Annotated in this window: 24 protein-coding genes and 1 rRNA gene; 10 read left to right on the plus strand and 15 right to left on the minus strand. The window is 32.7% G+C overall.

The genetic code is table 11. The features are described from left to right. Positions 1-88: ribosomal RNA gene (gene rrf, locus ABJD27_RS19300) — 5S ribosomal RNA — on the plus strand; the annotation flags it as partial. A 243-nt stretch (positions 89-331) separates the two neighbouring features. Here the strand turns inward: rrf and ABJD27_RS19305 are convergent. From ABJD27_RS19305 to ABJD27_RS19315, 3 genes are all read right to left on the minus strand, one after another. Beyond that, entirely contained in the window at positions 332-760 is a 429-nt protein-coding gene (locus ABJD27_RS19305) for a DUF4268 domain-containing protein (protein ID WP_348172564.1), read from the minus strand. Between the two features lie 82 nt (positions 761-842). After that, positions 843-1,841, minus strand: a complete 999-nt coding sequence (locus ABJD27_RS19310; RefSeq protein WP_348172567.1) for a hypothetical protein — start codon at positions 1,839-1,841, stop codon at positions 843-845. 119 nt (positions 1,842-1,960) lie between these two features. Next, on the minus strand, positions 1,961-2,629 hold the full coding sequence (locus ABJD27_RS19315) for a ZIP family metal transporter (RefSeq protein ID WP_348172570.1): 669 nt from the start codon (positions 2,627-2,629) through the stop codon (positions 1,961-1,963). 54 nt (positions 2,630-2,683) lie between these two features. On the opposite strand from ABJD27_RS19315, the gene ABJD27_RS19320 reads away from it, so the two are divergent. After that, complete coding sequence (locus tag ABJD27_RS19320; RefSeq protein ID WP_348172573.1) at positions 2,684-3,850, plus strand: class I SAM-dependent RNA methyltransferase; 1,167 nt, start codon at positions 2,684-2,686, stop codon at positions 3,848-3,850. Between the two features lie 21 nt (positions 3,851-3,871). Then, a complete protein-coding gene (locus ABJD27_RS19325; protein WP_348172576.1) occupies positions 3,872-4,720 on the plus strand; it encodes an FkbM family methyltransferase in 849 nt (282 codons plus the stop codon). A gap of 69 nt (positions 4,721-4,789) precedes the next feature. Here the strand turns inward: ABJD27_RS19325 and ABJD27_RS19330 are convergent, their stop codons facing one another. The 6 genes from ABJD27_RS19330 to ABJD27_RS19355 form a co-directional block, all read right to left on the minus strand. Next, positions 4,790-5,467: a DUF6048 family protein gene (locus ABJD27_RS19330; RefSeq protein ID WP_348172579.1), complete on the minus strand. Its 678-nt coding sequence runs from the start codon at positions 5,465-5,467 to the stop codon at positions 4,790-4,792. A 16-nt stretch (positions 5,468-5,483) separates the two neighbouring features. Further along, positions 5,484-5,978, minus strand: coding sequence for a DUF6452 family protein (locus ABJD27_RS19335; protein ID WP_348172581.1), 495 nt, complete (start codon positions 5,976-5,978; stop codon positions 5,484-5,486). A gap of 3 nt (positions 5,979-5,981) precedes the next feature. Continuing rightward, positions 5,982-7,394: a 23S rRNA (uracil(1939)-C(5))-methyltransferase RlmD gene (gene rlmD, locus ABJD27_RS19340; protein WP_348172584.1), complete on the minus strand. Its 1,413-nt coding sequence runs from the start codon at positions 7,392-7,394 to the stop codon at positions 5,982-5,984. A 97-nt stretch (positions 7,395-7,491) separates the two neighbouring features. Continuing rightward, entirely contained in the window at positions 7,492-7,725 is a 234-nt protein-coding gene (locus tag ABJD27_RS19345) for a hypothetical protein (protein ID WP_348172587.1), read from the minus strand. Between the two features lie 51 nt (positions 7,726-7,776). Next, positions 7,777-7,950, minus strand: a complete 174-nt coding sequence (locus ABJD27_RS19350) for a hypothetical protein (RefSeq protein WP_348172590.1) — start codon at positions 7,948-7,950, stop codon at positions 7,777-7,779. Positions 7,951-8,115: 165 nt separating this feature from the next. Then, positions 8,116-9,816 (minus strand): AraC family transcriptional regulator, encoded by a 1,701-nt coding sequence (locus tag ABJD27_RS19355; protein WP_348172593.1) that lies wholly within the window; start codon positions 9,814-9,816, stop codon positions 8,116-8,118. Positions 9,817-10,319: 503 nt separating this feature from the next. Here ABJD27_RS19355 and ABJD27_RS19360 point away from each other — a divergent pair. The 5 genes from ABJD27_RS19360 to rocD all read left to right on the plus strand — a co-directional run bounded on the left by ABJD27_RS19360 (position 10,320) and on the right by rocD (position 15,404). Continuing rightward, positions 10,320-10,541: a hypothetical protein gene (locus tag ABJD27_RS19360; protein ID WP_348172596.1), complete on the plus strand. Its 222-nt coding sequence runs from the start codon at positions 10,320-10,322 to the stop codon at positions 10,539-10,541. Positions 10,542-10,630: 89 nt separating this feature from the next. Next, on the plus strand, positions 10,631-12,799 hold the full coding sequence (locus tag ABJD27_RS19365; protein ID WP_348172599.1) for a T9SS type A sorting domain-containing protein: 2,169 nt from the start codon (positions 10,631-10,633) through the stop codon (positions 12,797-12,799). 284 nt (positions 12,800-13,083) lie between these two features. Continuing rightward, complete coding sequence (locus tag ABJD27_RS19370) at positions 13,084-13,641, plus strand: RNA polymerase sigma factor (protein ID WP_348172602.1); 558 nt, start codon at positions 13,084-13,086, stop codon at positions 13,639-13,641. Then, positions 13,638-14,018, plus strand: coding sequence for a DUF6768 family protein (locus ABJD27_RS19375; protein WP_348172605.1), 381 nt, complete (start codon positions 13,638-13,640; stop codon positions 14,016-14,018). The genes ABJD27_RS19370 and ABJD27_RS19375 overlap by 4 nt, the downstream gene beginning before the upstream one ends. A gap of 141 nt (positions 14,019-14,159) precedes the next feature. Beyond that, positions 14,160-15,404: an ornithine--oxo-acid transaminase gene (rocD, locus tag ABJD27_RS19380; RefSeq protein ID WP_348172608.1), complete on the plus strand. Its 1,245-nt coding sequence runs from the start codon at positions 14,160-14,162 to the stop codon at positions 15,402-15,404. Positions 15,405-15,544: 140 nt separating this feature from the next. Here the strand turns inward: rocD and ABJD27_RS19385 are convergent, their stop codons facing one another. From ABJD27_RS19385 to ABJD27_RS19405, 5 genes are all read right to left on the minus strand, one after another. Then, positions 15,545-15,979, minus strand: coding sequence for a DUF2752 domain-containing protein (locus ABJD27_RS19385; protein WP_348172611.1), 435 nt, complete (start codon positions 15,977-15,979; stop codon positions 15,545-15,547). Continuing rightward, positions 15,969-16,271, minus strand: a complete 303-nt coding sequence (locus tag ABJD27_RS19390) for a CD225/dispanin family protein (protein WP_348172614.1) — start codon at positions 16,269-16,271, stop codon at positions 15,969-15,971. Before ABJD27_RS19390 ends, ABJD27_RS19385 begins: the two co-directional genes overlap by 11 nt. A 114-nt stretch (positions 16,272-16,385) precedes the next feature. Next, on the minus strand, positions 16,386-16,718 hold the full coding sequence (locus tag ABJD27_RS19395) for a CCC motif membrane protein (RefSeq protein WP_348172617.1): 333 nt from the start codon (positions 16,716-16,718) through the stop codon (positions 16,386-16,388). A 21-nt stretch (positions 16,719-16,739) separates the two neighbouring features. Beyond that, positions 16,740-17,015 carry a DUF2752 domain-containing protein gene (locus ABJD27_RS19400; RefSeq protein WP_348172620.1) on the minus strand — a complete coding sequence of 92 codons (276 nt, stop codon included), beginning with the start codon at positions 17,013-17,015 and terminating at the stop codon, positions 16,740-16,742. 11 nt (positions 17,016-17,026) lie between these two features. Beyond that, entirely contained in the window at positions 17,027-19,171 is a 2,145-nt protein-coding gene (locus ABJD27_RS19405; protein WP_348172623.1) for a T9SS type A sorting domain-containing protein, read from the minus strand. A 125-nt stretch (positions 19,172-19,296) separates the two neighbouring features. Between ABJD27_RS19405 and ABJD27_RS19410 the strand changes: the two genes are divergently transcribed. Continuing rightward, a complete protein-coding gene (locus tag ABJD27_RS19410) occupies positions 19,297-19,857 on the plus strand; it encodes a Smr/MutS family protein (protein WP_348172626.1) in 561 nt (186 codons plus the stop codon). A 21-nt stretch (positions 19,858-19,878) separates the two neighbouring features. Here ABJD27_RS19410 and ABJD27_RS19415 read toward each other — a convergent pair whose 3' ends face one another. After that, the gene (locus tag ABJD27_RS19415) at positions 19,879-20,811 is read right to left on the minus strand and encodes a hypothetical protein (protein WP_348172629.1); all 933 of its coding nucleotides are present in this window, start codon (positions 20,809-20,811) and stop codon (positions 19,879-19,881) included. A 106-nt stretch (positions 20,812-20,917) separates the two neighbouring features. Between ABJD27_RS19415 and ABJD27_RS19420 the strand changes: the two genes are divergently transcribed. Further along, a complete protein-coding gene (locus ABJD27_RS19420) occupies positions 20,918-22,081 on the plus strand; it encodes a cysteine desulfurase family protein (RefSeq protein WP_348172632.1) in 1,164 nt (387 codons plus the stop codon). The last annotated feature ends 57 nt before the right edge of the window (positions 22,082-22,138 follow it).

Below are 22,138 nucleotides of genomic sequence, written 5' to 3' on the forward strand. Positions count from 1 at the left end.
GGCTCACCTCTTCCCATTCCGAACAGAGAAGTTAAGCCCGCCAGCGCCGATGGTACTACAATCGTGGGAGAGTAGGTCGCCGCCTTTTTAAGGTCTAATACAGTTAATGTGTTAGACCTTTTTTTATGCCTTAAAATGAGATATACTCATTAAAAGTAAGGGTGTTGTTTAGTATCTATCTTTATTAGGGTGTTGTTTTAATCTATTGATAGTTAGTTTAGTATGTGTTTAAAGACTTGCAAAAGGCGGATGTATTGATCTGGAAAGATGGTTGAGATGTTTTTCGCGAAAGCGGATAGGAATACATTATAAAAACAACGCACTTTACTATCTAAGAATTGATATATTCTTTGTATTCTAAAAAGAAAAGTTCCAGTTTATTCATATAGGTATTAAAGAAGTCAAATACTTCTGGCCAAGTAGTCTTGTTGTGAATACTCACATTTTCTAATGAGAGGTAACAACGTGACACCAACTTGCCGCTAGGTAGTAGAAATTGTTCGTCAAAAATGAGTTCTGAAGACACGTCTTCCTTAAGTATCTTTTTAAGACTAATCAATTTATCAAAATAATAGGCTCTATCAATTTCATCGTTTGCAGCACTTTCTATAGTGACGACTGCTTTTTTTGTATCGAAATCAAATTTTAAACTAAGATCTTTTATACCTGTATTATATAGTAGCCATTTTCTGGGGTGTCGTTTACCAAAAAATATCCAAAATTGTTGTCGTATTTCTTTAGATTGTTCTTTACTAAACATAGTATAAATGTAGTTATAAAAAAATGAGGATCCATAAATTTATGGATCCTCATTATATATAATAAGTTTTAAATACTATAATTTATAATACAGTTGTTGTTCCTGTTCGTCCATTCCATGACCAAGTTCCTGATAACGCAGGATTGCAATCATTTGAGATATAAGATGCAGGAATATTTTCCCCAAGAGGGTTAACTATTTCTGAAGTATAATTAAAGCTCCATGTTGATTCAATACCATTGATCATCGAAGTTTGACCTCCTGCACTTATAGCATCTGCAACATCGCCTAAAGGTAGGGGTGAGTCTATAATAACATCTATAATTACAGGTTCAGTAGTTGGTATTGTTATCCCTGAAGGAGCGCAAGCAATTGCTGCATTTGTATCAAAATCATCTGCACCATTTATAATAAAAGGTGTCATAGAACCTGCATGACTGATTGACATTGTTACAATTTCTTGAGTAACTCCAAAGCCAGAAACAGGAAATGGAACTCCTGGTATCATTGTCGTAAAAGGAGTAGATGTTGCTGTAGCAGGATTTGCAATAAGATCCCAATTCCCAAAAAATGTTGGATCGCTTGAATCTACATAACTACCTACAATAACAGCAGGATCTGCACCTCTTGTTGTTTTGGCCAATACGATATAAGCTTCTGTATCTACATCATTCATAAATACATTAGTAGCTTCTGGTTTTTTAAAATCAGTAAAATCTATATCAAAATTTCCAGTTTCACCTTCAAAGTAAACTAGATTATTATTTTTAGATTGTTGTGGTGTTCCTATAAATTTTAATTCTTCTCCATTTACAAGTTGTATAAGTGCTGTATATCGAGTGTCAAGACCAGCATTGATATAAATCTTACCGTGTAATTCTGGGTTTGTGTAGTGACCAAATATGCCTACATACTTTCCTCTTGATGTATCGTCAAACTGAGATCCAGGAATAAATGTTACAAGATTTGCAATTTCTGGAATACTTTCGTCTATTGTTAATGTTTGGTTATCAGAGTTATCTGTACTACAACTCATGATACATATAACAGCGAATGCTGCTATTAATAATTTTTTCCCCATTATAATTCGTTTTATTTTTTATAATTTATAAAATTACATCATAATTTAGAACTTACAAATTATAGTGGACTAATTATGAGGTATTTTAAGTAAGAAAATACGTGTTTACCATTGCTTTTTTATAGATAATAAGCAATGATAAAACCTAATAGGATAACGGCTAATTTTGAAGCATTAAATTGATGATTCTTTGAGCTTTCAAATAATATTGTTGTAGATACATGTAGTAAGACACCAACAACAAATGCATTTATAGGTGTTTTATAAGATTCTAAAATGAAGTCTTGTTGGTTTATCAAACTACCGATAGGAGTCATTAGAGCAAAAACAACTAAGAACATTATAGATTGCCACGTTTTCATTTTTGATATAAGGAGGAAGGAAGATATGATAATGGCAATAGGAATCTTATGGACTACGATTCCGTAAAGGATATGTTCATGTTCAGGAATAGGAAAACCTTCAATAAGTGCGTGAATACATAAACTTATAAAAAGTAACCAAGGGAATACAGCATTGTCCTTATGATGCATATGTCCATGCTCTGCTCCTTTTGATCCAAATTCTAATAAAATCTGCATGAGTAAACCAGCAATAATATAAATACCAATTTCTTTATCTTGTCCTATATAGATTTCTGGTAAGAACTCAAAGATGGTTGTAGATAGAAGGAATGCACCACTAAATGATAGTAATAGTTTGATACCACTGTTGATACTAGGTTTGAATATAATGGTAATTGTAAATCCAATTAAAACAGCAAATATGGGTAATAGTATCGCAGTCAAAGGTTATTTATTTTGTAATGTTGTGTGGGTAAAATTAACGTATTTTTGCGGTATATGAGTGAACGCAATCAAAACTTTAAGATGGTAGCCAAAACATTTTTTGGTTTCGAGAAAATCTTAGCAAATGAATTACGTAATCTAGGTGCTGGAAAAGTAGAAATAGGTGTACGTAACGTTTCTTTTGAAGGAGATAAAGGGTTTATGTATAAGGCAAATTTATGTTGTCGTACAGCTATTAAAATCCTTAAGCCTATAGCAGAGTTTCGTGCTATGGATGAAGATGAATTATATCGTCGAGTTCAAAAAATGAATTTAAGGTCTTTTATGAATGTCAAGACTACGTTTGCTATTAATGCAACAGTAAGTGGAGATATATTTACACATTCTCAATATGTAGCCTTTAAGGTAAAGGATGCTATTGTAGATAAATTTAGAAAGGAAGAAAAGATACGTCCAGATGTAGATACTAAACATCCAGATGTACGTCTTAATGTACATATACAAGGATACTGGTGTACTATCTCTTTGGATAGTAGTGGCGCTTCTTTACATCATAGAGGATATAGAACGCAAACTAACATTGCTCCTATAAATGAGGCGTTAGCGGCTGGACTTATTCTTATGAGTGGTTGGGAAGGGCAGAGTGATTTGCTAGATCCTATGTGTGGTAGTGGTACGATGCTTATAGAAGCTGCTATGATAGCAGCTAATGTCCCTGCAAATTTAAATAGAAAAGAATTTGCTTTTGAAAAATGGGAAGATTGGGATCCAGATTTATATGACCTTATAGAAGCATCGGCTTTAAAGAAAGTTCGTGATTTTAAGTATAAAATTATTGGGTATGATAAAGCGCCATCGGTTATAAGTAAAGCGAAGGATAATGTTAAGAATGCTCAATTAGAAGATTTTATAACGATTAAGGAACAGAACTTTTTTGAATCAGAAAAAGAAGGAGATGACTTTTTACAATTAGTTTTTAACCCTCCGTATGGAGAACGTTTACCTGTTGCGATAGATGAGTTTTACAAAGAAATAGGAGATACTCTTAAAACTAGTTACCCTGGTTCTCATGCTTGGTTTATCACATCAAATATGGAAGCATTAAAGCACGTAGGTTTACGTCCAAGTAGAAAAATAAAATTATATAACGGTAGTTTAGAGAGTAGACTTGTCAAGTACGAGATGTATGAAGGGAGCCGTAAAGCAAAATATCAAGAATAATAGCTATAGTAATTTATATCCATGAAAAAACTAAAGGTTAAAAAACGTCAGTTTAAAATAAAGTTACGTAAGAAGATATTAGGGGATCATGCAAAAGGGGTGATTTATGATACAGAAAATGGTATGATACTGGCTCCTATAGACGATTATACTATAGGAAGGCATTTAGGTTTTAAAGGGGGATGGAACATTTCGGAAATTACAGAGTTATTAGAATATATAAATGAAGATGATACTGTATATATCTTAGGAACACATATTGGAACATTATTAATTCCTATAGGCAAGAAATGCAAAACAATTATTGGGTATGAAGCAAACCCAGATACTTACGGTTATGTGTCTAAAAATGTGCTTATTAATGATTTAGATAATGCATCTGTTTTTAATTATGCAGTAGGAGATGCAGAGAAGAAAATATCATTTTATAAAAACACACTTAATAGTGGAGGTAGTAAAATAAAACCTATTACCGATAGTTACTTATACTCTCACGATAATCCAGATACGATTGAGGTAGATATGATCCGTTTGGATACTCATATTAATACTGAGAATTTACCTAAGCCTGATCATATTATTATAGATATTGAGGGGGCAGAATATTTTGCCTTACAGGGTATGCAGGATATTCTTAAAGATGTAAAGATGTTGTATATCGAGTATGTGCCACATCATCTTAAAAACGTATCGGGTGTTTCTAATAAGGATTTTATAGATTTGATTGTACCGCATTTTGATAATGTGCGATTTGTGGGGCAAAAGAAAGAAATGGACATTAGTACGTCTTCAGAGGACTTTCTAGCATACCTAGATACATTGTATGCAAACGAAAAGGCAGACGATTTGCTCTTTACAAAAAGTAAATAAGAAATATTGTTAGAATGTTTCTGTATACGCTTTCGCGAAAGCGTATTATATAAAACCAGTCTACAATTTTTATTTTTTGAATAAAGGGATGAGATAGGAAATTGTATATCCATACCCTACACCAAAATCACTAGTATCTGTCGTTTGTCCAAATCCGGGGATATAGATGTTTTCAAAACCGTCTGGACTCGTTTCTGTAATCCTGTTTTTGAGCTGAACATTAATTCCTAGATATAGATTATGGAATAACTCTGCTTGGATACCAAGCTGGACTTCTAACCATACAGCGCTCAGACCATCAAAATCTACAGTATCAGTACGTATGTCTTCTTCAAAAAAAGTATTGGATGTAGAGATTGTAAACGAATTTAATTCTTGGTTAAACGTAGAAAATCCAGCACGCACTCCTGCATAGATCAAATTGTTCATACCAAGCCAGTTCTTATAGGCATTGTAATTAAAACCAGCTTTTATATAAGATCCTTTTGAAGTGACATCAAGATTGGGAAACTCTTCAATAGTACGAGTTTCATTTCCTACTTCTGCCGCTATATAATACCGATTACTTACTCTAAAATCACCCACCACTTCTAAACCACTATAATTGTCGTCTAGAAAACTACGTATTGGTTTTGAGAGGTCTACACCTACTCGTAAGCCATAGTATTGCGTCTTTTGTTGTGTCGTATCTTTTTTTGATACTTTAGTATCTATTTCTTCTTCTTGAGCACTAAGGGACGCACTCATAAGAAGTATAAATAGACTAATGAAAAATCCTAATGTGTGCTGAAGTCTCATCCTCTATAGTAGGGTTTATTACTTGTATTTCATCTATCCAAAAGCCATTGTCTTGTGGCGTTCTGGTAGGATCAAGAGCATCGTATGTTACTCTAAATCCGCATGCTTTACTTATATACTCTTCTATGCGTATGTAGTTAAAACTAATTCCATCTACATTTTCTGGGTTTTCTAATTCTTCACTGCCTGCATTTAATACAAAAAGGAAATCGGTTTGATCTACATTGGTACGTAACGGAATAGAAATTGTTGCTGCATCAAAAGCAAGACCTACTGTTTCTCCATTTTCTACAATAACAAGGCCTTCGGGTATTTTAGGTTCAGAAGTATTTTCTATATCAAAAAAATCAATAACCAGTAATGGTGTAACAGGTGTTGTTTCTGCACATATGTCATCACGCTCACAAGAAGAGAGTAATATGGTGAGCCCGGTTATTAAAATGGCTATTTTAAATTTCATGTTTTAACGTTTTTCGAGCAATACAACATTTTCTACGTGGTGTGTTTGCGGGAACATATCTACAGGTTGTACTCTTGTGACTTTATAGGTCTCATCCAGTAATGCTAGATCACGAGCTTGTGTTGCGCTATTGCAACTTACATAAACTATTTTTTGTGGTGCAATGTTTAAGATTTGTTTAACCACATCTGCATGCATTCCATCTCTAGGGGGGTCTGTAATAATAACATCGGGAATCCCGTGAGTCGTTATGAATTGCTCATTAAAGACCTTTTTCATATCGCCTACATAGAACGCTGCGTTTGTGATGTTATTACGTTCTGCATTTTCTTTGGCAGCTTCGATGGCATCTGGTACAGCCTCGACACCAATTACTTTTTTTGCTTTTTTTGCAACAAACTGTGCAATGGTACCAGTTCCTGTATATAAATCATACACAAGTTCTGAGCCAGTTAGTCCTGCAAAATCTCTAGTGATTTTATATAACTCATATGCCTGATCAGAATTGGTTTGGTAAAAAGATTTTGCATTGATCTTAAATTGTAAGCCTTCCATCTCTTCAAAAATATGATCTCTCCCATGATAACAGATCACTTCTTGATCATATATCGTATCATTTCCTTTAGAATTAATGACATATAATAAGGATGTAATTTCAGGGAATTCATCTTTTAGGTAATCGAGTAGAAGTGTTCTTTTGTCTACATCTTCTTTGTAAAATTGAACAAGCACCATTAATTCTCCAGTAGATGCGGTACGTATCATTAGTGTGCGTAGTAAGCCTTCTTGGTTACGAGCATTATAAAATGCCATATTATGTTGTGAGGCAAAAGCTTTAATACCGTTGCGTATTGCATTACTTGGGTCTTGTTGTAAATGACACTTTTTTATATCCAATATTTTATCCCACATTCCAGCAATATGAAAACCTAAGGCATTACGATCTTCTATAATTTCGTCACTTTTGATTTGTTCTAACGTAAGCCATTTACTATCTGAGAAACCAAATTCCATTTTATTGCGATAAAAATATTGAGAGGCACTTCCTGCAATAGGTGTTACTTCTGGTAGCTCTATTTTTCCTAAACGGGTCAGGTTATTTACAATTTCTTGTTGTTTGTATTCTAGTTGGTACTTGTAGTCCATATGTTGCCACTTACAACCACCACATACTTCAAAATGTTCACATTGAGGTTGTGTACGCTTTCGCGAAAGCGTATGAATATGTATAGCCGTTCCTTCGTAATAGGCTTTACGCTTTTTGGTGGTCTGTACATCTACAACATCACCTGGTACGGCATTATTTATAAAAACGACTTTTCCATCTGGTGCGTGAGCTATAGCTTTGCCTTTGGCACCTGCATCAGTCACTTCAAGTTCTGTAAAAATTTTACGATTTTGTTTTCTTCTAGACATCACGCAAAAATAGCCTGTTTTTATCAAACAGGCTATATAATTTTTAGGATCGTTTTATAGTAAGAAATTATATATAACCAAATCCCTATATCTAATTTTAATTAGTATTTGTGTCTTGATGACCTGGACAAGAGGCACTCATTACGAATCCACATTCAACTGATGAGTCACTTTGTGGGTCTGAAGTACAAGTAGTACAAACAGAAGTGTCAATGGTAGGGCATAGGTCTGTATATTTAGGTATATCTCCTCCAAAAATATGATGCATATTGACTGTTAATCTCGCTATGTCAATTTTTTCTAATGATAATTTTATTTGTTTTTTTTTCATAATACTTTTTACTTTCAGTTTATAATTTTAAACCATCAATTCGAGATATATTTAGAGTCCATTACATCCTAGTTGTTGACTAGGACAGTCATCACTAACCCTTATTACACATTCAACTGATGAGTTACTTTGCGGGTCAGAAGTACAAGTAGTACAAACAGAAGTGTCAACGGTAGGACATAAGTCCGTATGTTTAGGCAGGTCTCCTCCAAAAATATGATGCATATTGACTGTTAATCTCGCTATGTCAATTTTTTCTAATGATAATTTTATTTGTTTTTTTTTCATAATATTATTACTTACTTATTTGTTATGAAATAAACATAAAGTATAATTTCTGATTTAGAGTAATTTACGATCAGTTACTTGTCGTTATTACGAAATATAGACCTATGTATCTTGCTGTTTTTTAATGTTTTCTAGTGACTTTATATAGTACGAAGGGTAAATGCCATATTTCTTATAAAAAAACTTAGAAAAAGACTCTGCATTACTAAAACCAGATTCGTTTGCAATGGTTTTTATAGTATACTTTCTAAAGACTTTATCTTCTCTCAGCCTTTCTAATGCGTAATTAAGACGAAGATTTCTTAAATAGACATTAAAATTTTCATTTTTTAAATAATTAAATGCCTTCGAAAAATAAGGTCTATTAGTGCCTATTTGTTGAGCTAATTTCTCAGCGTTTATAGTGTGTGTTAAAAAATCTTTATCCTTTTCAAATTGTTCTAAATATTCCTTGGTTTTAATAAAAATCTCATCTGGGATATCAGGTTTGTTTTTTGTGTTTTTAATTTCAGGTTTTTTTGATGACTCTTTTCCTTGAAGTTGTTTAAAACGTTTTTTGTATTTGTTTTTTTGGATGAGAGAATATGTTAATGCTAGTAAGATAATACTTATTACAATTGAGAAAATAATTAATGTAATTTTTGATTTTTGATTTTTTGTATCAAGAGAAGCAATGGTATTTTTATGACTTTCTAATAGAATAGGAAGTTCATATTTGTTCTTTATAATATTATTTATAGATTTATAATTAATATCTAGAATACTATCAAAAGAATATATTTTTTTTAAATATTTTAATTCGTTTTTTGATTCCCCTTTTTCTTCATAATAATTTTTTAAGTATTTGTACCCTTCTAAAGTTTCTGGTAAAATGGATGCTGAATTGTCTATAAGGGAGTCTACTTTAAGAAAATATGATACTGCTAGATCTTCTCTGTCATGTTTTAGATGTGATTTTCCAATGTAATAATATGCCAGACTTAGACTTTCTTTAGAATCAATACGATTCATATAATCAATGACTTCATTCATCTTAGGCGATACTTCTATAGTATATGCATTGTCCAACTCATTAATCGCTTGGAATAATAAAAAGTAGTAATAATAATTATTTTCTTTGCTTGGATTGTCATTTGCTTTAATACCTAATTTTAGGTATATATTTGAAGAATCTGCATGGTTTAATTTTCTATAAGCATTGGCTAGATAAAGGAGTACTCTACTATATGTGATAGGCTTTTTATCATTATAATTAAGTGGTTCTATTTTTTTCCAATATTTTTTTAAAGAGTCAAGTGCTTCTTGATTTTCTTCTATTCTAATTTTTAGTGCTGCAATGCTTAGATTGATATCAAGAGCAAGATTGTCTTTATTATCTCCTTTATTATATTCACTTGCTTTTATATAGTTTTCAAGAGCTTTGTTATACTGTAATACATAAAAATAATAATATGCTTTTTGAAGATGTGCTTTCGTTGGAAGATTGCTTTTTTTTAACCTAGGCGCTAAGGCTATAATCGAGTCGTATAAATCTATTCTATCATTTCTTTTATCAAGAATAGCTCTATAATAATACCCTTTTGCTATATGATTTGTATCCTTTTGTTTGCGTGCTCTGTTGAAATATGCATTTGCATATTGTGTCGCTTGGAAGGAATCTAAATTCTTATAATATTTTTCAAATCTTGAATACAATGTGTTATAATCAAGCTTATCTATTTGCTCATAATATTCTTGTTGGGCTTGTATAGGTAAAGTGAAAATTAATATATATATAATAATAGCAACTATTTCTCTGATCATATAGTTAGAACTTAAAGTATATAAATATAAAAATAACTCTCAGAACCTTAATGTGTAACAAGAAAATAATTGTTTAATTATTGAGATAATTACATAAAACTTTATGAAAAATAACTACTCTTAATTTACAAAATATAGACTCTATATTACGTAATAGCGAGATACTTGTCTTGTCTTTTTAGTAAGAATATTAAACATTTGAGGTGTTCAGAACAATAACAAGTTTGTTGAAATTTCAAATATTATAGCGTTGCTTATACTTGGTTAAGTCACGATTGCCAAAAGCATACGAATAATAGTTATAGTAGATAATATAATGCATCTACCCCTACCTCTCTTATTACAAGATTATTTCTACTGCAGATTATGATTGATGACGTGATATCAAATAATAATTAAAACTATTAAAAACTAAAGAAGAGATAACCTTCTTTTTTAATCAAAGATTTTAGAGATATACGGTCTTTAACAATCCAAAATTATTAATCAAAATCACTTTTAACATGAAAACATTAAAAACATTAAGAAAATTTATTTTGAGCGAATCTCAATGCAAATTAATTTCAGGAGGAGCAAACGAATATTACTGCTGGACGTCTGGAGATTTTACATATTACTCTGATAGTGATGATACTGGGAATCCTAGTGAAAGTGGGCAACCAATTAATTGTAGTCCCGTAGCTGTTGTGTCTAGTATTGTAGAGGAGGACGCGATAGGAATTTAATATGTAGGACTCTAAAGTTTTGGATATGGATAGGCGAAACCCGAAAAGCCTAATGATTAAACAGAGTAGGGTTACTAACGATTTTAATTATGAAAAAATATTATATATTAATAATTGCCCTTTTATGGGGAATAACCACAGTCATGGGACAAACAAGGCCTATAAGTGGTACTATAGCAATACCTTGTAATAATCTACCAATTGAAGGTGTTGAAGTTACTATAGTAGATGTAAATGGTGCAATTCTATTTACTGAACAAACAACGACAGATGCTAATGGTAATTATTCTTTTCCCGCTGTACCTTATGGCGCAAATTATACAATTACGGCTCATAAAACAGAAGAATGCCAATCACAAATTGCTTGTGGATTAGACGATGATGATGTTAACCAAATTAGAAGACATCTGTTAGGAGTTGAATTACTTGATAATCCTCTTAATCTTATAGCAGCAGATGTTAATGATGATGAAAGTATAAGCGGTTTAGATATTAATATTATTGCCAGAATTATTCTAGGTATAAATGGAGAAAATGATCCTATAGGCGAAATCTGGAATTTTGTTGTTCCTAATTATCCATTTATAGACCCTGCCGATCCGTTTGGTGAATTAGCGATGGCGAGTGTAATTATGATAGATGATACTTCTGGGCAATCTAATCATGATTTTGATGCTGTTAAAATGGGCGATGTAAATTGCTCATACACTGGTTGTGATGAAACTTATATAGAGATGGTCAAGCTATGGGATGATAGTTATCAAAACCCATCTGGAACTAGTGTAGGTAATTATACAGATTATACAAACCCTTGTATTCCTATTTTTGATATTGATCATCAGCAAATAAACTATAGTGCTTCACATGGAAATGTCTACATGGCTTTTTATATAGATACAGATGAAGATGGAGTATTTGAAGAAATAAGTAATGGTTTTGATGATAATGGGCATTCAGCAGTAACTCTTACTTCTATGATTTCAGGAGGAGAAAAAATCAGAATAATAGTGAGTGAAAACCCAATAACAGGCTATGATGAGATTCCTATTTGTGGAGAAAGAGAAGATTATATGTTATGTGATCCATTGTGTGAACCTATTCCTACAGCTATTATTGTTAATAATGTAAACATTACTAATGATCTAACCTATACATTGCCATGTAATACAGAATGCTTTATTATAGATCCCATGAATGTTAGCGATCCAGTATATAACATTACAGTTCCTATTAACGGTAATAGCTCAATTGATGGACAGTTTTGCATTATTGATGGAACTCCAGATAGTTTTACTGTTGAAATAATCGGGAAAGATTCTTGTGAAGAACCTTATGAAAAGACCATTACAATCAATGTAGAGCAAGATTGTGAAGAGTGTGAGTTAGAGGCATTAGCATCTGTTAGTTCGTGTAGTGATAATGGTACTCCTCTTGACCCAAGTGATGATTTTTATAGCATTGCATTAGATGTCTTTAACACACAAGGAGAACCATGGATGGTACTTAATAGCCAAGGGTCAATCATTTATTTTGGAAATGGAGACGAAAACAATGTAAATGTAGGTAATTACCTTGTGGCTGATCAATCTGAATGGTTTTGGGTAAAATTGAGTAACGATCCTGACTGCTTTGTAGATGTTGCTGTTCTTGCGCCAGAATCTTGTAATTTTTCGTGTAATATAAGCGCTGTTGTTTCTACAGGAGATTGCAATGATAATGGAACTCCAGGAGATCCTAGTGATGATTATTACTTTATGACTGTAAGTGTTCTTGGAACAAACGGAGTTTCTTGGGATTTAGTTGGATATCCAGGTAATCAACCAATATCTTATTCTGGAACAGGGAATACAACAAATATACAACTAGGCCCAATTAATGCAAATGATGCATCTTGGGTGATGTATATTTCCCCAACAGGTTTAGTTGATCCTAGTTGTAAGAGATATGAAACAACCATTTTTGCACCTAAATGTTCTGATGACAGGCCAAAAGATAGAGATGGAGGTAAAGTGTCTATTACTCCAAACCCAAATAAAGGAAAGATGGATATTGAAGTTGATCTAGATACCGATTCAGTAATTGAGTTAAACATTTACAGAATTAATGGTACACTAGTCAAAACAATTAAAAAAGAGAAAACCAATAATAAGATGTTAGCATTTGGTTTAGAACTAGATTTACCAACAGGTTTATATCTGTTTAGTTTTACAACAGATAAAGAAATAATAACTAAAAGAGTTATTATAGAGCGTAATTAATAGATCGTCTTCTTTTGTTTTAGTAGATTATTATGTATCCAAAGATTGTACATATACTATTAAGCTAAGTACCACATGGAGATGCCTAGGAACCTTCTTAAGAAATTAAGGAGGTTCTTTTGTTTTATACTAATTTGAAACGTTATGGTACTTTATCGTATTGTTATTTGCCTATATACGCTTTCGCGAAAGCGTATACTTTAATATTCTTACCTTGATATATAAATAACTTCTTAAAAAATGAACCTATTTAAAAACGCGTCGTCTATACTATAGAAAACGATATGAAACCATCTAAAAAAATAGAAGATTCTTGGCTTGTAACTCAATACTGTAATGGTCATAAAAAAGCCATGGCTGTACTCGTAAAAAGATGGCATAGAAAGTTTTGTAAACAGGCATATAACTATTCTAATGATTTTGATATTGCCAAGGATATTGCTCAAGATGCTTGGATTACCATTTTGAAGAAGATTCATACGATAGAAAACCCTGATAAATTTGGTAGCTGGGGATTGTCTATTGTGACAAAAAAATCAATTGATTGGTATAGGAAAAGTAAAAGAGTTCAGGAAAAGAAGCAAGAGATCATTTCAAAAAAAAGGGAGTTTATCTTAGGCGATATGAATACATCAGAAAATCCATTAATTAAAGAAAAGCTTAAACGAGCCATAGCATCACTTTCTGAAGAACAACAAAAAGTACTAAAGTTATTTTATATAGAATCGTATGGATTACTTGAAATAAGTAAGATCCTGCATATTTCAAGTGGGACTGTAAAATCAAGACTTTATTACGCAAGAGAAAAATTAAAAACAATACTTAAAGATGAGAAATTATGAGAAAAGAATTTGAAGAAGTTGATGTATTAATAAAAGAAGCATTAACAGAAGAGGAAACAAAGTTTTATGATTCACTAGGTGAACAAAATGTTTTTCAAATGCTAGGAGGTGTATTTGATGGAAAGAATAAGTGGATTATTATTATGATGAATATCGTTAGTTTTATAGTACTTGGTTTTTTTGTGTATTGCACCATTCAGTTTTTTAATACTGATGTGACTAATGAACTTATAAAATGGTCTATTGCAGGCGTGTTTTGTATGCTTATGATATCCATGCTCAAACTATTTATATGGATGCAAATGGATAAGAATAGTATTATAAGAGAATTAAAACGATTGGAATTGCAGGTTTCGACATTATCCTCAAAATTATGAGAATGATTTTTTCTCAACACTTAATTTTAGTAAATTGCCACTTCTAAGGATGATTTCTCTCCTCCGCTGAATTTTCGAGCTTTCGAAAGAATAAAGGTACAGTAGGAATTGCATTTTTTTAATTTTTAAACTTTTTAGATTATGGCTACTGTTGATCAACTTACATCAAAAGAGGCAATTGCATTAGAAGACAAATTTGGGGCTCACAACTATCATCCACTTCCTGTGGTATTGAGTAGAGGAGAAGGAGTCTATGTTTGGGATGCTGAAGGAAAACGATATTACGATTTTTTATCTGCATACTCTGCAGTAAATCAAGGACACTGTCATCCGCGCATTGTAAATGCAATGATAGAACAAGCAAAAACGCTTACACTTACATCACGTGCATTTTACAACGATGTGTTAGGAAAATACGAAGAGTATGCAACTTCTTTCTTTGGATATGATAAGTTACTCCCTATGAATACAGGAGCAGAAGCTGTTGAGACAGCTTTAAAACTGTGTAGAAAATGGGCATATGAAGTAAAAGGAATCTCTGAAAATGAAGCTGAGATTATTGTATGTGAAAATAATTTTCACGGAAGAACAACAACGATCATATCATTCTCAAATGACCCAGTAGCTCGTAAAAACTTCGGTCCTTTTACAAATGGTTTTATTAAGATAGAATACGATAACCTTCAAGCATTAGAAGAAGCACTTACAAGTAGCAAAAATATTGCTGGTTTCTTAGTAGAGCCTATTCAAGGTGAGGCAGGAGTATATGTCCCTTCTGAAGGATATCTAGCAGAAGCAAAACGTCTTTGTGAAAAACACAATGTTTTATTTATTGCAGATGAGGTACAGACGGGAATCGCAAGAACAGGACGCTTACTAGCAATAGATCATGAAGATGTAAAAGCAGATATACTAATTCTTGGAAAAGCACTTTCAGGAGGAGCATATCCAGTTTCGGCAGTACTTGCAAATGATGGTATTATGAATGTAATTAAGCCAGGAAATCACGGAAGCACATTTGGAGGAAATCCTATAGCGGCTGTTGTTGCTATGGCAGCGCTAGATGTTGTTAAAGACGAAAATTTAGCAGAGAATGCTCAGGTTTTAGGTACATTATTTAGAAGTGAGCTAGACAAGTATATCGCTACAAGTTCTATCGCAAGTAAAGTAAGAGGAAAAGGATTGTTAAATGCGATTCTTATAAATGATACGGAAGACAGTTCTACTGCTTGGGATATATGTATGGCATTACGTGATAATGGCTTACTTGCAAAACCTACACATGGAAATATTATCCGATTTGCGCCACCACTCGTTATGAATGAGGAGCAGTTATTAGATTGTGTTTCTATTATCACAAAAACACTAAAAGCATTCGAGAAGTAATTTTACTTTTTATAAAAATGAAACCGCCTTTACTATCTGTAGAGGCGGTTTTGTTTTATACGCTCCCGTCTACCGACAGGAAGGTTCGCGAAAGCGTATATATCATCTATATAAAAAGCATAGAAATGTAGAATGTAACTTTATGGTGCAAGATGTGTAAATGGCTCATACGGAATATTACGTAAGATCCAATATCCTAGAACAATAATAATAATCCCATAGGTGAAGTATGATTTATGCCCTAAGTTGTAATAGTATTTAGGGAAGTATTTTTTAGAAAGAAGCGCATATGCCTTTGAGATGATAAGAATTGCAAGAATGACAATAACAATATTATGCTTGAGTGCTTGCCCTATACGTAGATGTAATAAATCATGAGTTGCTCGTTGACTACCACAACCTGGACAATGTAATCCAGTAATTACGTTAAAGAAACATCTTGGAAAAAAACCTTCTCCATTTGCAGCTTCTGGGTCATTATTATAATAATAGGTAACCAAAAAAAATATAGGTATCCCAAGTAGGAGATACCCATATTTTAAATATTTTGATGACTTTATTTTTTTAAAATCCACTACCACCAGAACTTATAGCAGCAGCTATCATAGCTCCATAAAATAAGAAAATGATGCCCATAAGTACGGCTCCACCAATAAGACCTATAAGACCCCAAAGTTTTGCATTTTTAGAATCGCTTATAGCTCCTTCATAATTTCCGCCTTCCCATTTTGCATTTACTTGTGCAGCATATACAATGCTTACAACTCCGGTAATATTGCAACATAAAAATGTTGTTACAATTGCAAGGATAAGATAATTGTTAGGTCTTTCAGGTACCTGTCCAGAAGACGTTGGTTGGTTTTCCATGGTTATTAGTTTTAGTTTATGAACATCCAATTTAAAAGAATATTTTGATTCTGAAAAGCTTAGCATAAAAAAAGCGCCATTAAGGCGCTTTTTATGTATATTAAATGAGGAATATTACATTCCTAATTGCTCAAAAGTTTCTCTTTGCTTTTCCATATAGGCATCGATTCCTCCTAATGAAATAATATATACAATAGAAATTATTAAGGAAATTGCACCTAAGATAAGACCTATTATCGCTATAATTCTAGAAGTTTTAAGTTGACCAGCATTTTCATACACATTGTCCGGATTAGCTTCTAAAGTCTTTTTATCCTTATTTGCTAAGAATAATGCTATTCCAGAAAATAGGACTCCTCCAATTCCAGATGAGCAACAACATGCTATAAATGAAATAATTCCGAGTATAAGAGATATCGTTACATTAGGTAATTTTTGTTGTTCCATAATTTGTTTTGTGTTAGTTAATTAGTGTGTGATTTTGATTAGGTAACTTATAATGATGGTTGCGACTGTTAATATAGCTAAAAAAATAATAGTTTTATTCGCGTATTTTAAGGTTACAAATTGATTTATAATTAAAAAACCCAGTAAACTTATCAAAGGATAGATTCCTGGGTACATTAAAAATGCGTCTATAAACTCTCCCCTAAAAAGCAATGCTACTGAGCGCTGTATTCCACAACCCATACATTCAAAACCTAAATACTTTTTATTCAAGCAAGGTAGCATGTACTCCTCCATATGGGAATATATTATTTGTTTGTAATACTTATTTTACGAGCCTTTGTAAAACCTCCTTCGGTAACAAAAGTGACTACATATATTCCAGTACTTAAATTATGAGTAGGGAATGTATATATAGCTTTAGTTCCTAAATCTTGATTAAAAAAGAGTTGTTTTCCTGTAAGATCAAATAAGGTAACATTCGTAAGTTCAATACTATTTGGATTTCTTATTTCTAGTTGGCTAGCACTATTATTTTGGAAAATAGTAAATGATTCAAGAACACTTTCTCCTATAGTAAGAGTTTCATCTTCTTCTTCCCATTCACCTTCTTCTTCCCAATCACCTTCTTCTTCAGTTTCCTCTTCCTCCTCTTCAGTTTCCTCTTCTTCCTCTTCAGTTTCTTCTTCGGTATTTTCCTCTACTTCTCGAGTAAATCGGATTTCAAATCTTTTTGGGTATTCTCCAGCATCTAATGATATAAGAATACTTTCTGTTTGAATATCATAATAAATCTCTGTAAGAGTATCAAATAAGAAGATACCTTCATAATTAAATTCTTGTATATCTCTAGCTCTAAATCTAAATTCAGAGGGTGTGTCTGCGGTAATTGATAATTGTAATGCTTGATATTCATCATCTGGAACAGCATTGATAACAAATTGATCTTCTTCATTTATTGAGAATGATATATCAGTAGCTATAGCACCTGCACTTTTACCATCCATGGCAGTGTCATATCCTCTAGTTGCATGATCAAGGATTCCTACCCCAAGTTCACGACCATAAGTATCATTGATATTAATCCCTATTTTGAATTGTGTAAATGTCGGGAAGTTATTGATGTCTTCATAATAAGTACCTACACCTATCGCTTCTACAACTTCATTATCTGAAGTTTCTTCATTTGTTCTGAAATCAGAGTTATTACCTTCTTTTACAAATATTCTCATATCATTTGTAAATGTAAATGTATCTGTAGTCTGTAAAGCAGATCCTGTTACCATAAATCCTTGTCCAACAGGGGAGAACCTTCTGTCATAATCGGCTCCAACTACGCCAGTTTCAGAACCTACAATAGGATTACCCGCCTCATCATACATTTGATATTGGGCAGCTACATACATACCATCAGTTGCTAATAACCCCATAGGTGAATACATCCCATAACCAGCTTGATACTGTTCTACAAAGTGTGTTTGTGCTGTAGGATCACTATCCCAAAAATAAGCGACTCCTTCTGTGACATCTATTCCTGTAAAAGTTACAGTATTTCCACTAGGTAATGTCTCCGTAGTGAAGGTTCCTGAATTTGAATTTAATAATAAAAAATAATTCAAGTCTAAAGCAGATGGATATGGGTTTCCTGTAATAGTTTGTGTATCTGGAAGTACGGTAGCAGTAATAGTACCATTATTAGGTCTTCCTTTAAAATCTATACGTTGTCCTAGACCATCACCAAGAACTCCTGCATTATTTGGAGTAGCATCTAGCCCTATACCAGGTACAGTAGTGTCAGTACCATTAACACCTTTCATAGTAAATCCCAGACCTGCAGGTAATGATCCAGAGCTTTGTACATTAATAAATTCGGCAGTAGAATTTCCTGCTTCATATCCATAAATCCAGAAAGATGCAATACTTAGTTGACCAGAACTTGGACCCGAAGAGCCATTAAGTCCAGGTCCTATCAAAACAGGATTACTATTTATTTCAACTCCTGCTCCACCTACAGTAGGTACATAAAAGACTTGTTGAGTTACAGTAACAGAACTTGTTGTAGCGTCTCTAAAAGCAAATATACCATTACCATCTGCTCTTGTAGTTCCATCATCATTAAGAGCAACTCCTACAGGGGAGGCCCATAAGTTATAATCCCATTGGTTGGTCGTTCCTTCTTGATATATGGATATATCTCCGTTTCCTTTGCTAAGCTGATCTGCTCCATTACCCTGAAGTAATTGAGAACCGTTTCTTAATGCGATATTGGGAACTTGGCGTTGTGTTACTATAGAAGCAGTAGAGTTAGATGTTAGTTCTACATCTTCTTCAACGTAAATAAAAGTATCATTAACATAAATATAGGAAGCATCAGTAGTCGTAGGTTGTACGTATAACTGAGCATTTGCTGTAAAACTGAGAGTAGTTAAGACTACTATAAGTAAATTTTTCATAAGGTATTTACTTTAAAAAAATTACTAACGAAGTTAAGTTTTTAAAAGTAATTATGTAAGGTTTTAAGTTATTTTAGATAGGTTTTTCGACAGTTTGCATACTTTTGTCGTTCAACAACGCAATTTTGAATAACAAATTTACAATAGGGCAGTCAGTACAAGTGTTAGACGATGATCTTGAGGGTGTTATTATTGAAATAGATACTTCTTTTATCACTATAGAAACTACTGAAGGTTTCTTGATTCGCTTTCGCGAAAGCGAAATTATCCCTTCTATAAGTAATACTATAAAGGATCAACTTATAGATGTCCCACATCAAATGATACACCAAAAAGAAGAGGTGTCAAGGACAAAATCTACGCGAATAAAACCAAAGGAGCGTAATTTACCTCCTATGGAAGTTGATTTGCATATTCATCAACTTACAAAGTCTTATAAGGGATTGTCTAATCATGAGATACTTACATTGCAAATTGATACAGCAGAACGACAATTACGCTTTGCGATATCAAAGCGTATTCCTAAAGTTGTATTTATACATGGAGTAGGGCAAGGAGTTCTAAAAGAAGAACTATATCATCTTTTTAGATGCTATGATGGGATAAAATATTATGACGCCGATTATCAAAAATATGGCACTGGCGCTACTGAAATATATATCTATCAGAATGCTCAAAGAAATTAATTGATTTTTACAATAGTACTACTAGAAAGTTGGGGTTACGATAATTTCTCCTGATGGAGTTCCTGTAAACATACCAAAAGGAACATTACGTATATCTCGTATTGCTTCTTCTCCATTTTGATTTCTAAAATCTAAGTTTTGAGTATTTATAGTAATGATAATATTATTAAGAAAATAAGTGTGAGGTCGGTATGCATTTGTATTTACAGAATTTGTAATAGCAGGATTTAGATAATCATCTAACGTAGGATTTGCAGGATCTGAATTATCGTTGCTTGGATCAAGATCCGTCATGAATGTATCTTCATTAATCGTTAAGACCCCATCATTATCATCATCAGGATCTAGATAATCTAGAATTCCATCTTCATCAGTGTCACGAGATAACTCCATGTTAATTGTTCCATCATCATTTAAGATAACGCCTTCTTGCCCTGTAGGAACGTTATCTCCATCATCATCAAAATCAATAATATCTACCAACATATCTCCATCTGTATCTATAAGCCCAGTAGGATCTTCTGTTTCTGAAGGGATACCATCACTATCGGCCAATGTCCCTTGTGTAAAAACAGTAACATCTCCATCACTACTTATAAATTCTTCAACAACTAATGGTGTAGCTGGAGGTATAGGATTACAGAAATAATCACTAGTAACTGCATCATCAAACCTTCTATAGCTTATATTGTCATTTCCACTTAATTGTATAGTGATCTCTCTAATTTCGTCTTCTCCATTACCAGGTCCAAAAATATCTTGAGAGGTAGTAAACGCGAGTGCAATACTTTCATTATTGTCAGGATTGATTTTAAAAAACACAAATTGAGAATCAAAATCTTCACATCTTTCTAAGGTTTGTGTTTCAAAATCAAAGGAAGTCACAATAATATCACCGTCGTCACATGATGCAAAACAAGAGATCGCTATGATCGCAATTAATAGCTTTTTCATTAAAATGTATTTTAAAACAAAAATAAGTAGAAAGAGAAGAATAAAACGTTTATGAAAAGTTATTTTATTTACTTTACATTTGTTTTACAATAAAACTACACTTATCATGAATCCTATTTATTTTGATAACGCAGCTACTACTCAAATACGTCCAGAAGTAGTAGATCGCATGATGGAAGTTATGCGTGAAGTACCAGGGAATCCTTCTTCTACACATGCTTTTGGAAGGACTGCCAAGAGTCAGATAGAAACAGCACGTAAACGTATTGCAAAACTCTTTAATGTAACTGCTGGTGAGATTGTATTTACATCTGGTGGGACAGAAGCAGATAACTTAGTTATTAATAGTGCTGTACGTGATCTTGATGTGAGACGTATTATTACATCTCGTATTGAACATCATGCAGTACTTCATGCTGCCGAAGAGGTTTCAACCTGTCATGACATTGATTTACAGTTTGTAAATCTTAAAGAATGTGGAACACCAGATGAAGAACATCTTGAAGAGTTACTAAAATCAAGTGATGTAAAAACACTTGTATGTCTTATGCATGTCAATAATGAGATCGGTAATATGATCGATATTAAGGAAATTGCAATTTTGTGTAAATCATACGGTGCACTTGTGCATTCAGATATGGTACAAAGTATTGGACATTATGAATTAGATTTTCAAGAGATTCCTGTAGATTTTGCTGCTGCTGCTGCTCATAAATTCCATGGACCTAAAGGGATTGGATTTGCATTTGTTCGTAAAAATAGTGGATTAAAACCATTAATTTTTGGAGGTTCTCAAGAACGAGGTTTGAGAGCTGGAACAGAAGCTGTACATAATATAGTTGGTCTAGAAGAATCTCTATTAATGTCTTATAAAAATCTAGAAGAAGAAAGTGCATATGTAAAGGAACTTAAAACATATTTTGCTAAAAAATTACTTGAAGAAATTCCAGGAGTAAAGCTTAATGGTAATTGTAGTGACTCTAAAAAGAGTACATATACATTACTTAATGTATGCCTTCCTATTACACCCGAAAAAGCAGTTTTGCTTCTTTTTCAACTAGATATGAAAGGAATTGCTTGTTCTAAAGGAAGTGCTTGTCAAAGTGGAAGTGCTCAAGGATCTCATGTTCTTAGAGAGGTTTTAAATGATGAAGATTTTAAAAAACCAAGCTTACGTTTTTCATTCTCAATATATAATAAGAAAGAAGAAATAGATTATGTGGTTGATGTACTTAAACAATATATAGAAAGCGAAAACATCTTAGCATAAAGGTATTTTATATTTTATTCATTTATGGATAAAAAATCATATAAATTTAATAGAAAT

This window comes from Dokdonia sp., assembly GCF_039945015.1.
Lineage (GTDB): Bacteria > Bacteroidota > Bacteroidia > Flavobacteriales > Flavobacteriaceae > Dokdonia.